Below are 14,551 nucleotides of genomic sequence, written 5' to 3'. Positions count from 1 at the left end.
GATATTCAACCTGTTATGGAAAACAGATTGTAGAAAAGTAAATAACTCTGCCTATTATACACAGCACGCGAGAAAAATGCCGCACATCGCTGCTTATTGCGCTTTAAAGGTGTGTAACCGGCTCGTTGCCTTGGTCAGACCATCTTTGAATAAAATCTCGGTACAACGTGCCGCTTCGTCAATTGCTTCATCAATTAACTTCTGTTCTGAAACAGGCGGTTTGCCTAAAACAAATCCGACAACTTTGTTTTTATCACCCGGATGACCAATTCCCACGCGTAAACGATGAAAGTTGGGGTTATTGCCCAACTTGCTGATGATGTCTTTCAGGCCATTATGTCCGCCATGACCGCCACCGAGCTTAAATTTTGCCACGCCAGGCGGCAGGTCTAATTCGTCGTGCGCGACCAAAATTTCATCGGGGTTGATACGATAAAAACTGGCCATCGCACCCACTGCCTTGCCGCTGAGATTCATAAATGTGGTCGGTACCAGCAAACGGACATCTTCCCCTTCGAGCGTTACTCTGGAGGTGTAGCCGAAGAATTTCGGCTCATCACGCAGGGGCGCGCGTAATCTCTCTGCCAGTAAATCGACATACCATGCGCCTGCGTTGTGTCGCGTTGCCGCATACTCTGCGCCGGGGTTCGCCAGGCCGACAATCAATTTAATCGTCACGTGTTTTGTCCTGAGTGTTTCCATAAACGACGTGTAGTTTACTGTCTGATGCTGCTCTTGACAAAAAACTGCGTTCTAATCGCCAAAAACTGAATAATTGCACAAATGGACTATTAGAAATTGAGTATGTTCAGTAGCTTATTTGTAAAGTTTTGTTGCGCGAGTGTTTGTAATTGTGATCGCTCCCGCACTTGCGAACGGCAGTGTTGTCTATACTTTACACATAAGGATTAGGGGTATTCCCTGTAGCAACCCAAAGTTCCGGAGGTGACACATGAAACGCAAAAACGCTTCGTTACTCGGTAACGTGCTCATGGCTTTAGGGTTGGTGGTGATGGTGGGGGGTGTTGGTTACTCTATTTTAAACCAATTGCCGCAATTTAATCTGCCACAGTTTTTCGCACATGGTGCTGTGCTCAGTATTTTTGTAGGTGGTGTTCTGTGGTTGGCGGGAGCCAGAGTGGGCGGGCACGAGCAAATCAGTGACCGTTACTGGTGGGTACGCCATTATGACAAACGCTGTCGTCGCGGTGATACCACTCATCGTCATAACTAAATCGTTTCCCGGCAGAAAGGGCTGCGGTTTGAATACAAAGTCCTGGTTGAAAAACCAGGACTCTGCTTGTTCATTATCCTTGCATAGAAAGCACTTTTATATTCGCTACGGAATATAAGAAACGTTATTCGAATAACCGATAATGTAACGTTTTAACCGCGCTATCCGCGTCTTCAGCGGGCAACAGGAAACACAGGTTGTCATTTGACGCGCCGTGGCAAATCATTCGCACCGTATGCTCTTCAAGCCAGGCAAAAACGTCTTTGCAAACCCCCGCCGCCTGAGTCAGCCGATTCCCCACCAAAGTCACTAATGCCAGTCCGGTTTCCACTTCCACACGACAGTGGGAGGACAATGCGGTAAACAATGCGCTGGTCAGTATATGATCTTCACCTGAGGTTGCGTGAGTCGCGTCCAGCGCCAGCGCAATACTGTTCTCTGAGGTTGTAACCAAATCCACCGTGACCGCGTGGCGAGCTAAAATGGCGAAGGACTGCGCCAGGAAAGAACCGGACGGTTGTGTCTCCAGACTATGTAATCGCAACAGCGTCTGTTTACGGCGCACGGCAAGCGCACGATAGCGAGGTGGGTTGTCGGTGGTGTTATGCACCAGCGTACCACCGGCAGCCGTATCCTTACTTGAGCCAACAAAAACCGGAATGCTTTTGCGCATTGCCGGAAGCAGCGTAGCCGGGTGGAGGACCTTCGCACCGAAGGCGGCCATATCGCTGGCCTCGGAAAATGAGATGTGGTCAATCCGTTTGGCCCGCGGCGCAATGCGCGGATCGGTGGTGTAGATCCCTGCGACATCGGTCCAGATGTCCACGCGTGCGGCGTGAAGCGCCTCACCGAGAAGCGTCGCCGTGTAATCACTACCACCGCGTCCCAGCGTAGTGGTATGCCCTGCGGCATCCCGGCCGATAAACCCCTGGGTCACCATAATCGCTTGCTCAAGACGAGGGCGCAGGTGAGTCTCCACCAGGTGGTGCAAGGTACTGAGTTCGGGTTCGGCGCAGCCGAAACTCGAGTTGGTACGCATCACGCTGCGGGCGTCAAACCACCCGGCCTCGGCATGCCGTTCACGTAAGACTTCAGTAAACAGTAAAGAGGACATCAGCTCGCCGTGACTGACCAATTCATCGCTTAGCGCATCAGACGGTGAAACGGTCGCCGTTTGTGCAAGATGGCGGATGTTGTTGAGAAGATTATCGATTTCCGTGCTGATAACGGACGGCTGCTTCAGGCGGGAAATAATGTTGTATTGGATGGCGCGTAAGGTCTCAAGCTTATCTAATTGTTGATGCGTTTCCAGACCTTCAGAAAGCTCGACCAGTAAGTTTGTAACGCCTGCAGAAGCAGACAGTACGACTAAACGGACATCTTGATCAGCAAGGACAATGCTGGCGCTTCGGTTCATCGCATCAAAATCAGCGACGCTGGTGCCGCCAAATTTGGCAACGACGGATGGTGGATAAATGCGAGTCATAACAATCTCATATCAGGGCGCCATAAAAGTATGGCTAGAAAATTTTCATTCTCGGCATAAGGGGAAACGGTGTTCGCCTTACGAAATGTCCGCCCGCGAACATTTCTGCTGACAACCCAGGGAATTCCTGTTGTCGAAAACGCGTGTCGCCTGTACGCGTTACCGGGTGCTGCGCATTAATTTTATTTACATAGCCTGCAAATAAGCGCGCCATACTAAGTGATTTATATTTAGGGATCGACTTTTTTATTCGATTTATCGACAAATAAGTGAAAAATCATGTCGTAACAAGAAAACGCGTACATTATTAATGGTAAAAACGTGTAAAAAAATAATAAAAACATGAAAATTACATGGTTTTTATAACATCGTATGCGTTGCAATTGGCTACGGTAATTGTTAATTAAATAGATATATTTCTTTAGGATTTCGTAATGAAGGGTGGCTGTTACACTTTGAATTATAAAGAAAAAACACCCGCTAAATGTGTTGAAAAATAAATGATTGAGTCCAGGGCTAAAACAACATATATTAGCCGCGCTTTTTTACAGGTAACCCTTATAACCATTTATTCAATCAGGCGTTAATCTACACCTGGTTGTAGGAGTGATATGATGACGGATAAAGTCCGTATTGATACTTTAAGTGCTAATTCATTACCACAGAGCAATGATACCTTTTTAGCAAGACAGGCTGAGTTTGAATCTAATGTCCGCAGCTATCCACGTAAACTGCCATTAGCGATTGCTAAAGCGCAGGGCGTCTGGATTACTGACGTAGAAAATAATCAATATCTTGATTGCCTGGCAGGTGCCGGAACCCTGGCGCTTGGTCATAATCATCCTGAAGTGCTGCAGAGCATTCAAAGTGTCATCACAAGCGGCTTACCGTTACATACGCTTGACCTTACCACACCGTTAAAAGATGAATTCTCATCGTATTTACTTTCTTTATTACCGGGCCAGGGCAAAGAGTATTGCCTGCAGTTCACCGGGCCGTCCGGTGCCGATGCCGTTGAAGCGGCGCTGAAGCTGGCGAAGAAAGTTACCGGCCGTTCCAGCATCATCAGCTTCTCCGGTGGCTACCACGGGATGACCCACGGCGCGCTGTCCGTGACCGGCAACCTGTCGCCGAAAGAAGCCGTCAGCAACATGATGGCGGAAGTGCAGTTTATGCCGTATCCGCATCAGTACCGTTGCCCGCTGGGTATCGGCGGCGACGCTGGCGTCAAAGCATTGACCTACTACTTCGAAAACCTGATCAACGACGTTGAGAGCGGCGTGCGTAAACCGGCTGCCGTGATCCTCGAAGCGGTGCAGGGCGAAGGCGGGGTAAACCCGGCTCCGATCGAGTGGCTGCAGCGTATTCGTAAAGTGACCCAGGAACACGGCATTCTGCTGATTATCGATGAAGTTCAGGCAGGCTTCGCGCGCACGGGTAAACTGTTCGCCTTCGAACACGCCGGTATTGAGCCGGATATCATCGTGATGTCCAAAGCGGTTGGTGGCGGTCTGCCACTGGCGGTACTGGGCATTAAAAAGCAGTTCGATGCTTGGGCCCCGGGCCATCACACTGGCACCTTCCGCGGCAACCAACTGGCGATGGCGACCGGTCTGACAACGCTGAAAATCCTCAAAGACGACAAGATTGCCGATAAAGTTGCTGCCCAGGGCGAGTGGCTGAAAGGCAAACTGACTGACCTGCAGAAACGTTACCCGGTTATCGGCCAGGTACGTGGTCTGGGCCTGATGATTGGTCTGGAAATCGTTAAGCCGAACGAAGCGCAGGATCACATGGGCTGCTACCCGGCCGATGGAGAGCTTTCCGCGCTGCTGCAGAAAAAATGTTTCGAAAACGGCCTGATTCTGGAGCGTGGCGGCCGTAACGGTTGCGTACTGCGTCTGCTGCCGTCTCTGTTGATCACCAACGCAGAGCTGGAGATTTTCCTCGATAAATTCGAAAATGCCCTGCTGGGCGCTGGCGTGAAGCCGGTTTAAACGGAGTTGGATCGAATGTCAGACGTAAATCCGATTCTGTCCGGCTCGGCACAAAGCATTGCTGCCTACCAGGACGCTATCGAGCAGAGTACGCAAGCGGTCGTTGAATGGTTGAAGCAACCTGAGATGTATCAGGGCAAAACCGTTGAGCAACTGCGCGAACGTATCAACCTGAATTTTACGTCTCAGGGCCTGGGCAACCAGGCCGCTATTGAGCGTGCGGTTGAATACTTTCTGAAAGACAGCTTGTTGGTTCACCATGCGCAGTGCGTGGCGCACCTGCACTGCCCGAGCCTGGTGATTAGCCAGGCGGCAGAAGTGCTGATCAACGCCACCAACCAGAGTATGGACTCCTGGGATCAGAGCCCGTCGGCGACCATCATTGAGATCAAACTGATCGAATGGTTGCGTGAGCAGGTGGGCTATGCGGCAGGCGACGCGGGCGTGTTCACCAGCGGCGGCACCCAGAGCAACCTGATGGGCCTGATGCTGGCGCGCGACGCCTTCTTTGCCCGCCAGGGGCATTCCATTCAGCAGAATGGTCTGACCGGCGACCTGAGTAAAATTAAAGTATTTTGCTCTGAAAGCGCGCACTTCTCTGTGCAGAAGAACATGGCGCTGATGGGGCTGGGTTACCGTTCCGTCACCCAGGTGAAGACTGATGCGTTCTCACGCATGGATCTGGCTGACCTGAAAGACAAGCTGGCCCAGGCGAAAGCCAACGGCGAACAGGTGATGGCGATTGTCGCCACTGCTGGTACTACCGATGCGGGTGCGATCGACCCGTTAGCGGACATTGCGGCGCTGGCGGCAGAACACCAGATCTGGATGCATGTGGATGCAGCATGGGGCGGGGCGTTACTGCTTTCTGAGCAGTATCGTCACTTCCTGAACGGCCTTGAACTGGCGGATTCCGTGACGCTGGACTTCCACAAACAGTTCTTCCAGACCATCAGCTGCGGCGCGTTCCTGCTGAAAGACGCGCGTCATTACGAGCTGATGCGTTACCAGGCGGCGTACCTGAACTCTGATTTTGATGAAGAGGCGGGCGTACCGAATCTGGTGTCGAAATCGCTGCAGACCACGCGCCGTTTTGACGCGCTGAAGCTGTGGATGGGGCTCGAAGCGCTGGGCAAAAAGCAGTATGCCGAAATCATTGATAACGGCGTAACGCTGGCGCGTGATGTGGCTGCGTTTGTGAAAACTCAGCCGCATCTGGAACTGGTGATGGAGCCGCAACTGGCAAGCGTGCTGTTCCGTTTCCGTCCGCACAGTGACGACATGGCGTTCGTTGCGCTGTTGAACCAGCGTATTGGCGACGTTCTGCTGGCTTCTGGTAGCGCCAATGTTGGCGTGACCGAAGCGGATGGCGTAACCTGCCTGAAGCTGACGCTGCTGAACCCAACGGTGTGTCTGGAGGATGTCAAAGTCCTGCTGGCAAGCGTGAAAGCGACAGCTGAGCAACTGCTGAACGCGTAAGCAATAAGCTGATTATAAAAATGGCTCCCACACACGGGAGCCATTTTTTTGCCTGTCATTTGTAGTCCGGCGGCGCTTCGCCTGGCTGGGCTACACGTCAGCTGATATCTGCCAGCGCGGCGTCTTTATTCGGGAAGAACGTCAGGCGTCCGGCAATCGGCTGAATGCCCGCGCGCGCCATGGTACGTAACGGCTGGAATTCCAGATTACTGATCCGCAGTTCACACCCTTCCGGGAGGCGTTTTACAAAACGCTGGAAAGCGTCCAGACCACCGGCATCCAGTACCGGGACCGCGTCCCACTTTAAGACCACAATACGTTTACCTGCAATACGCGATTCGAGATCGGTAAATAATCCCTCCGCAGCGGCAAAGAAAAGTGGGCCAATAACGCGCAGCACCAGCACATCGTCAGGTACATCTACGTTGACCGGCGCCAGACGCGTCATGCGCGCGATACGACGCATAAACAGCAGGGAGGCGAGAACGATACCGACGCTGATGGCGATCACCATGTCGAATAGCACGGTCAGCGACATACACATAAGCATGACAATGATGTCGTCTTTTGGCGCATGACGCAGCAGATCCACCACTTTATGCGCTTCACTCATGTTCCATGCCACCATCAGCAGCAGGGCGGCCATGGCGGAAAGCGGTAACCAGGAAAGCAGCGGCGCAAGCACCAGCAGGGCAAGGATCACCAGAATCGCGTGGATGACCGCTGAAATTGGTGAGGTCGCCCCGGCGCGGACGTTTGCCGCAGAACGGGCAATTGCCGCCGTGGCGGTGATACCACCGAAGAACGGTGCCACGATGTTACCCAGGCCCTGGCCAATCAGCTCACTGTTGGCTTTATGCTTGGTGCCAGTCATCCCATCAAGTACGACGGCGCACAGTAGAGATTCAATCGCCCCGAGCATCGCCATGGAGAAGGCGGCCGGTAACAGCGCCTGTAACGAACTCCAGCTCAGGGTAAAGTTTGACTCCGGCATGTCCCACGGTAATACCAGTTGCGGCAGCAACTGCGGGATGCCATTACCCTGCGAGCCATCAGCCAGAATGTAGTGGAACTGAGAACCGATGGTGGCGACATGGCCGCCGGTCAGGTTCACAATCCCCATTACCGCACAGCCTGCCAGCAGCGCAGGAAGGTGGCCCGGCAGTCGGATCCCCAGACGCGGCCAGAAAATCAGGATCCCCAGCGTCACCACGCCAATTGCGGCATCGCCAACGTTGAGGGTTGGCAGGGCCATAAACAGCGCGCCGACCTTTTGCAGGTAGTGCTCCGGGACATGGGCCATTTGCAGACCGAGAAAATCTTTAATCTGCATGGTACCGATGGTGATACCAATACCCGATGTAAAACCTAACGTAACGGATACCGGGATATATTCGATCAGGCGACCAAAACGGGCGAGGCCGAAAAGGATCAGGAATATCCCGGACATTAGCGTTGCGACCAGCAGGCCTGCCAGCCCAAACTGTTGCGACACCGGATACAGAATCACCACGAAGGCGGCAGTTGGTCCAGATACGCTAAAACGTGAACCCCCGGTAAGGGCGATAACAATCCCAGCCACGGCTGAGGTATACAAGCCGTACTGCGGCGCCACGCCACTGCCTATTGCCAGGGCCATCGCCAGCGGAATGGCAATGATCCCAACGGTTATCCCGGCGATCAGGTCGCGGGTAAAGCGAGAAGCGGTATATTTTTCTTTCCAACAAGCGTCGATGAGGGCGCGGAAAGGCATCACATGTGAGGAAAATAATCTGTTCACAATAATGTTTCATCCATGAGCGCATCATCTGTCAACTAAATGGCAGGTGAAGGAGGCATAAGTCATACAAATAGATGTTGCAGATAAAAAAACCCGCCGCAGCGGGTTTTTGAGCCGGGCTCGATTAATGTTCGAACATAGCAGAGATGGATTCTTCGTTGCTGATACGACGAATCGCTTCGGCCAGCATACCCGACAGGGTCAATGTACGCACGTTTGGCAGTGCTTTGATTTCGTCAGTCAGTGGAATAGTGTCACAGACAACGACTTCATCAATCACTGAATTGCGCAGGTTGTTTGCCGCATTACCTGAGAAGATCGGGTGGGTAGCGTAAGCAAATACGCGTTTTGCACCACGTTCTTTCAGTGCTTCTGCTGCTTTACACAGCGTACCGCCGGTATCGATCATATCATCAACCAGCACGCAGTCACGACCTGCAACGTCACCAATAATATGCATCACCTGAGAAACGTTCGCGCGCGGGCGTCGTTTGTCGATGATAGCCATGTCGGTATCGTTCAGCAGTTTAGCGATAGCGCGGGCACGCACGACGCCACCGATGTCCGGAGAAACCACAATCGGGTTGTCCAGATTCAGCTGCAGCATGTCTTCTAACAGAATCGGGCTACCGAATACGTTATCAACCGGTACGTCAAAGAAGCCCTGGATCTGTTCAGCATGCAGGTCAACGGTGAGGACGCGGTCAACGCCAACGCTGGACAGGAAATCAGCGACGACTTTAGCAGTAATCGGTACACGAGCGGAACGTACGCGACGATCCTGACGTGCATAGCCGAAGTAAGGAATAACGGCGGTGATACGGCCTGCGGAAGCACGGCGCAGCGCATCAACCATAACGACCAATTCCATCAGGTTGTCGTTAGTAGGGGCACAAGTGGACTGGATGATGAAAATATCACCACCGCGTACATTTTCATTAATTTGTACGCTGACTTCGCCGTCGCTAAAGCGACCTACAGCGGCGTCGCCGAGTGAAGTGTACAGGCGGTTGGCAATACGTTGTGCTAGTTCCGGGGTGGCGTTACCAGCAAAAAGCTTCATATCAGGCACGAGAAGAACCTCAGGCATGCGTCCATTGGTGGAAAGAATCTGCCGAAAACTGTGCGGGCCAGGCAGTATCCTCTCCATGCGGTGTATTAAAGAGCGCGATGCAACGTCTGGAACAGGGTGACGTTGTCACCGCAACTCAGCTTGCCCGGCTTACTCGTCATCTTTCACGTTTCATGTGTGCTGGCATATTTCGCCATCTTCCTGAAACCCGAACGATTTAGAGTAACGCTCTGTGCAATGGGGAGAGGTTGACACCTTTCGCCACAAAGCCTTTGAGCCATTCCGGGGCTTGCTCAAGCACCTGGCGAGCACGAGACTCAGTGTCAAATTCAGCAAAGACACAAGCCCCTGTACCAGTCAGGCGCGACGGCGCGTATTCTAACAGCCAGGAAAGCGCCGCATCAACCTCGCGAAAACGTTTTCTTGCGATAACCTCGCAATCATTGCTGAATTCACATTTTAGTAACGTTTTTATTGACCTTTTTGGCGTGTTGCGCGGGAGGTCGGGATCTTTAAAAATCACCGGCGTCGGAATACTGACTCCCGGGTGGGCGACCAGATACCATTTTTCCGCTGGCTCGACCGGGGTCAGAATTTCACCTACGCCTTCAGCAAAGGCCGCATGGCCGCGCACGAATACGGGAACGTCCGCCCCCAGCGTTAAGCCGAGTCCTGCCAGTTCATCAACCGAAAGTCCGCACTGCCAAAGGTGATTCAGCGCCACCAGGACGGTAGCTGCATTAGACGAACCTCCGCCAAGACCGCCGCCCATCGGCAGGCGTTTTTCGATACTGATGTCGGCGCCGCTCCCTTTGGGAAGGCGATCGCTTTCAGACGCCGCCTTCATCAGCAAGCGCGCCGCACGGACAATGAGATTGTCTTCATGTGCAACGCCTTCCACCGGCGTTAACAGGCGGATTTCGCCGTCGCCACGCAGCGCAATACCTATCGTGTCGCCATAATCAAGAAACTGGAATAGCGTCTGCAAGGTGTGATAACCGTCCGCACGCTGCCCGGTGATGTATAAAAACAGATTCAGTTTTGCCGGAGAGGGCCAGTGGGTCATCATTTCACAATCCAGTTATCCATTTTCAGCTTAATACGCTGATCGCCGTCGGACAGTTCCATGTTTGCCGGCATCGCAGGCTTAATTTTGCTGTCGTAGGCGCTATAGACCACTTTCCAGTTTTTACCGTCTTTGCTGTAGTTCACTTCACTCAGACGATACTGATCGTCGAGTTTGTAATCGCTGGCGTCTCCCGGCAGGCCAAGGATCCACTGGCGCAGGCTATTCAATGGAATAGGCATGCCGGTCAGCTTACCAATCATCTCTTCGGCGTCGTCAGCGGTGTAGTGCTTGCCTTTGTTATCGACAAGTTCGACGTTGCCCGGCTGGGCATTGAGTTCCAGTTCAGTGCTGCCCAGGGGATTGGTCAGCAGGAGACGGTAGCGATCCTGTCCGGTTTGTTGCCAGAAAAAGCGGGCATAGACTTTCTGTTGATCGGAAATATACGCAAATGCACCGCGCGTCTGATATTGGTTCAGGGCGCGTACTTCCTGCTGGTGCTGGCGCCACTGTGGAGAGTCAGGGCTTTTGCCGGGACCTTTCGGCGCATTGAGCGTACAGGCGGTAAGAGCCAGGGCCGCGAGCGGCAGCAGGCGAATCAGGCGAAAATCAGGCAGGGTCATAATGATGACAAATCCTTGAGATACGTTGCAGTTATAACTCTTAATGCTAGCGCCGCCATCATACATCGTCTACGTTCAAGTTATCTTAAATCGCTCAAATTTGTGCACTAAGCTATTACTCCAAAAGGGGGCAGTCTCTTTTATTGACCGCACGCATCCTGTATGATGCACCCAGTCTAACCTTATCAACGCTGGTACTATTCCCGCACACATGACCCTTTTAGCGCTTGGTATTAACCATAAAACGGCACCTGTATCGCTGCGAGAACGCGTAACGTTTTCGCCGGATACGCTCGATCAGGCGCTGGACAGCCTGCTTGCGCAGCCAATGGTGCAGGGCGGGGTGGTGCTGTCGACGTGTAACCGTACGGAACTGTATCTCAGCGTTGAAGAGCAGGATAACCTGCAAGAAGCGCTGGTTCGCTGGCTGTGCGATTACCATAATCTTAATGAAGAAGACTTGCGCAATAGCCTGTACTGGCACCAGGACAACGACGCCGTCAGTCATTTGATGCGTGTTGCCAGCGGTCTGGATTCGCTGGTGCTTGGTGAACCGCGATTCTGGGGCAGGTGAAAAAAGCTTTTGCGGATTCGCAAAAAGGTCACCTGAACGCCAGTGCGCTGGAGCGCATGTTCCAGAAATCATTCTCTGTCGCTAAACGTGTACGTACAGAAACAGACATCGGTGCCAGCGCCGTGTCCGTGGCTTTTGCCGCCTGTACGCTGGCGCGGCAAATATTTGAATCGCTCTCCACGGTGACCGTGCTGTTAGTGGGCGCAGGCGAAACCATTGAGCTGGTGGCGCGACACCTGCGTGAGCATCAAGTGAAGAAGATGATCATCGCCAACCGTACCCGCGAGCGGGCGCAAGTGCTGGCGGATGAAGTCGGCGCCGAAGTGATTTCGCTGAGTGATATCGACGCGCGTTTACAGGATGCTGATATTATTATCAGTTCTACCGCCAGCCCGCTGCCGATTATCGGCAAAGGAATGGTGGAGCGCGCGCTTAAAAATCGCCGTAATCAACCTATGCTGCTGGTGGATATCGCCGTACCGCGCGATGTCGAGCCGGAAGTGGGTAAGTTGTCCAACGCCTATCTGTACAGCGTTGACGACCTGCAAAGCATCATTTCGCATAACCTGGCCCAGCGCAAAGCGGCGGCCGTGGAAGCCGAAACCATTGTGGCGCAGGAAACCAGCGAATTTATGGCCTGGCTACGCGCTCAGGGCGCAAGTGAAACTATCCGCGAGTATCGCAGTCAGTCAGAACAGATCCGTGATGAACTGACCGCCAAAGCGTTGGCCGCTCTTCAACAGGGTGGTGATGCGCAAGCCATTATGCAGGATTTGGCCTGGAAACTGACCAACCGCTTGATCCATGCACCAACCAAATCACTTCAACAGGCCGCCCGTGACGGGGATAATGAACGCCTGAATATTCTGCGCGACAGCCTCGGGCTGGAGTAGCAGCACACCAATCTTATTTTTTACAGGGTGCATTTACGCCTATGAAGCCTTCTATCGTTGCCAAACTGGAAGCCCTGCATGAACGCCATGAAGAAGTTCAGGCGCTGCTCGGGGATGCGGGTACTATCGCAGACCAGGAACGCTTTCGTGCACTGTCGCGCGAATATGCGCAATTAAGCGATGTATCTCGCTGTTTTACGGACTGGCGACAGGTTCAGGAAGATATCGAGACGGCTCAGATGATGCTCGACGATCCTGAAATGCGTGAAATGGCGCAGGATGAACTGCGTGAAGCAAAAGATAAATGCGAGCAGCTGGAGCAACATCTGCAGGTTCTGCTGTTGCCTAAAGATCCTGATGACGAACGTAACGCCTTCCTCGAAGTGCGTGCGGGAACCGGTGGTGATGAGGCCGCGCTGTTTGCCGGCGATCTGTTCCGCATGTACAGCCGTTACGCTGAATCGCGTCGCTGGCGGGTAGAGATCATGAGCGCCAGCGAAGGCGAACATGGTGGGTTTAAAGAAGTCATTGCCAAAATTAGCGGCGAAGGCGTGTACGGTCGACTGAAATTTGAGTCCGGTGGGCATCGTGTGCAGCGCGTACCTGCGACGGAGTCACAGGGCCGTATTCACACTTCTGCCTGTACGGTCGCGGTCATGCCGGAACTGCCGGATGCCGAACTGCCGGACATCAACCCGGCCGATCTGCGTATTGATACCTTCCGCTCATCAGGCGCAGGGGGGCAGCACGTTAACACCACCGACTCCGCAATCCGTATTACCCACTTGCCGACCGGTATCGTAGTGGAATGCCAGGACGAACGTTCGCAGCATAAAAACAAAGCGAAAGCGATGTCGGTGCTGGGGGCGCGAATTCGTGCCGCCGAAGTGGCAAGACGTCAACAGGCAGAAGCCTCTGAGCGTCGCAATCTGTTGGGCAGTGGCGATCGCAGCGATCGCAACCGTACCTATAATTTCCCGCAGGGTCGCGTGACCGATCACCGCATTAACCTGACGCTCTACCGTCTGGATGAAGCGATGGAAGGCAAACTGGATATGCTCATTGAGCCAATTGTCCAGGAATACCAGGCCGACCAACTGGCGGCGTTGTCCGAGCAGGATTAATGGATTATCAGCACTGGCTGCGTGAAGCGATAAGTCAATTACAGGCAAGTGAAAGCCCGCGCCGTGACGCCGAGATTTTGCTCGAGTTTGTTACCGGTAAGGGACGCACCTTTATTTTGGCTTTCGGTGAAACGGTATTAACCGAGGCGCAGCGTCAACAGCTCGACACATTACTGGAGCGCCGTCTGCGGGGTGAGCCGGTGGCGCATTTAACCGGCGTGCGGGAGTTCTGGTCGCTGCCGCTGTTTGTGTCTCCGGCTACGCTTATCCCTCGTCCGGATACTGAGTGTCTGGTGGAACAGGCGCTGGCTCGCCTGCCGACCTCAGCGTGCCGCATTCTCGACTTGGGAACCGGCACGGGCGCCATTGCGCTGGCACTGGCAACCGAACGTCCGGATTGCGCAGTAACGGCGGTTGACCGCATGCCGGATGCCGTTGCGCTGGCCACTCGCAACAAACAGCATCTGGGCATCGACAATGTTTGCGTGCTGCAAAGCAACTGGTTCAGCGCTTTGCAGGGACAGCAGTTTGACATGATTGTCAGCAATCCGCCGTATATCGACGAACAGGATCCGCACCTGGCGCAAGGCGATGTACGCTTTGAACCTCTGTCGGCACTGGTGGCGGGCGATCGGGGACTGGCGGATATTGTGCATATCATTGACCAGTCTCAGCGCGTGTTAACGCCCGGCGGCTATCTGTTGCTGGAACATGGCTGGCAGCAGGGGCAGGCCGTCCGGGACGTCTTTACTCGTGCGGGTTACCAGGCGGTTGAAACCTGCCGTGATTATGGCGGCAACGAGCGAATTACGCTTGGACGCATCCCATCATGAGTACCTTCAGTGTGTTACTCAACATTCATCTCATCAGTATTGCGCTTTCCGTTGGCTTGCTGACGCTGCGTTTTTGGTGGCGTTACACCGACTCGCGTCTTGCCTGCGCACGCTGGACGCGCATTGTGCCACCGGTTGTGGATACCGTTTTATTACTCAGCGGCGTGGCGCTAATGGTTAAAGCGCACATCCTGCCATTCACTGAGCACGGGACATGGCTGACTGAAAAGCTGTTTGGGGTTATCATTTACATCGTTTTGGGTTTTATTGCGCTCGATTATCGTCGGGCGCGCAGTCAGCAGGCGCGATTAGTCGCATTTCCGCTGGCGCTGGTGGTGCTGTACATCATCATTAAACTCGCCACCACAAAAATACCGTTACTGGGGTAAG

12 protein-coding genes and 1 pseudogene are annotated in these 14,551 nt (G+C 53.5%); 7 read left to right on the top strand and 6 right to left on the bottom strand.

What is annotated here, in order from left to right:
- Window positions 1-93: 93 nt before the first annotated feature.
- On the bottom strand, window positions 94-678 hold the full coding sequence (pth, locus tag B9P82_RS14545) for an aminoacyl-tRNA hydrolase (RefSeq protein ID WP_016153302.1): 585 nt from the start codon (window positions 676-678) through the stop codon (window positions 94-96).
- Window positions 679-952: 274 nt separating this feature from the next.
- Between pth and ychH the strand changes: the two genes are divergently transcribed.
- Window positions 953-1,234, top strand: coding sequence for a stress-induced protein YchH (ychH, locus tag B9P82_RS14540; RefSeq protein WP_016153301.1), 282 nt, complete (start codon window positions 953-955; stop codon window positions 1,232-1,234).
- A gap of 124 nt (window positions 1,235-1,358) precedes the next feature.
- On the opposite strand, the gene lysC is transcribed toward ychH, so the two are convergent.
- On the bottom strand, window positions 1,359-2,720 hold the full coding sequence (gene lysC / locus B9P82_RS14535) for a lysine-sensitive aspartokinase 3 (RefSeq protein WP_094761141.1): 1,362 nt from the start codon (window positions 2,718-2,720) through the stop codon (window positions 1,359-1,361).
- A gap of 611 nt (window positions 2,721-3,331) precedes the next feature.
- On the opposite strand from lysC, the gene B9P82_RS14530 reads away from it, so the two are divergent.
- Window positions 3,332-4,717, top strand: a complete 1,386-nt coding sequence (locus B9P82_RS14530; RefSeq protein ID WP_019076946.1) for a diaminobutyrate--2-oxoglutarate transaminase — start codon at window positions 3,332-3,334, stop codon at window positions 4,715-4,717.
- Window positions 4,718-4,732: 15 nt separating this feature from the next.
- A complete protein-coding gene (locus B9P82_RS14525) occupies window positions 4,733-6,196 on the top strand; it encodes a pyridoxal phosphate-dependent decarboxylase family protein (RefSeq protein WP_016156743.1) in 1,464 nt (487 codons plus the stop codon).
- 97 nt (window positions 6,197-6,293) lie between these two features.
- Here B9P82_RS14525 and dauA read toward each other — a convergent pair whose 3' ends face one another.
- The 4 genes from dauA to lolB all read right to left on the bottom strand — a co-directional run bounded on the left by dauA (window position 6,294) and on the right by lolB (window position 10,737).
- A complete protein-coding gene (dauA, locus tag B9P82_RS14520) occupies window positions 6,294-7,976 on the bottom strand; it encodes a C4-dicarboxylic acid transporter DauA (RefSeq protein WP_029139565.1) in 1,683 nt (560 codons plus the stop codon).
- Window positions 7,977-8,100: 124 nt separating this feature from the next.
- Window positions 8,101-9,048, bottom strand: a complete 948-nt coding sequence (prs, locus tag B9P82_RS14515) for a ribose-phosphate diphosphokinase (protein WP_001518537.1) — start codon at window positions 9,046-9,048, stop codon at window positions 8,101-8,103.
- Between the two features lie 217 nt (window positions 9,049-9,265).
- A complete protein-coding gene (ispE, locus tag B9P82_RS14510; protein WP_101700524.1) occupies window positions 9,266-10,117 on the bottom strand; it encodes a 4-(cytidine 5'-diphospho)-2-C-methyl-D-erythritol kinase in 852 nt (283 codons plus the stop codon).
- Window positions 10,114-10,737 (bottom strand): lipoprotein insertase outer membrane protein LolB, encoded by a 624-nt coding sequence (lolB, locus tag B9P82_RS14505; RefSeq protein ID WP_047358971.1) that lies wholly within the window; start codon window positions 10,735-10,737, stop codon window positions 10,114-10,116. The genes ispE and lolB overlap by 4 nt, the downstream gene beginning before the upstream one ends.
- 211 nt (window positions 10,738-10,948) lie before the next feature.
- Between lolB and hemA the strand changes: the two are divergent.
- From hemA to sirB2, 4 genes and pseudogenes are all read left to right on the top strand, one after another.
- A pseudogene (hemA, locus tag B9P82_RS14500) lies at window positions 10,949-12,204 on the top strand (glutamyl-tRNA reductase).
- Between the two features lie 41 nt (window positions 12,205-12,245).
- Window positions 12,246-13,328 carry a peptide chain release factor 1 gene (gene prfA / locus B9P82_RS14495; RefSeq protein WP_101700523.1) on the top strand — a complete coding sequence of 361 codons (1,083 nt, stop codon included), beginning with the start codon at window positions 12,246-12,248 and terminating at the stop codon, window positions 13,326-13,328.
- The gene (prmC, locus tag B9P82_RS14490) at window positions 13,328-14,161 is read left to right on the top strand and encodes a peptide chain release factor N(5)-glutamine methyltransferase (protein WP_101700522.1); all 834 of its coding nucleotides are present in this window, start codon (window positions 13,328-13,330) and stop codon (window positions 14,159-14,161) included. Before prfA ends, prmC begins: the two co-directional genes overlap by 1 nt.
- Window positions 14,158-14,550 (top strand): invasion regulator SirB2, encoded by a 393-nt coding sequence (gene sirB2, locus B9P82_RS14485; RefSeq protein WP_016153291.1) that lies wholly within the window; start codon window positions 14,158-14,160, stop codon window positions 14,548-14,550. Before prmC ends, sirB2 begins: the two co-directional genes overlap by 4 nt.
- The last annotated feature ends 1 nt before the right edge of the window (window position 14,551 follow it).

It is taken from the genome of Citrobacter sp. L55 (assembly GCF_002850715.1).
GTDB classification, from domain to species: domain Bacteria; phylum Pseudomonadota; class Gammaproteobacteria; order Enterobacterales; family Enterobacteriaceae; genus Citrobacter; species Citrobacter braakii.
The sequence above is the reverse complement of the archived record's forward strand: the minus strand, read 5'-3'. Positions and strand labels throughout refer to the sequence as shown.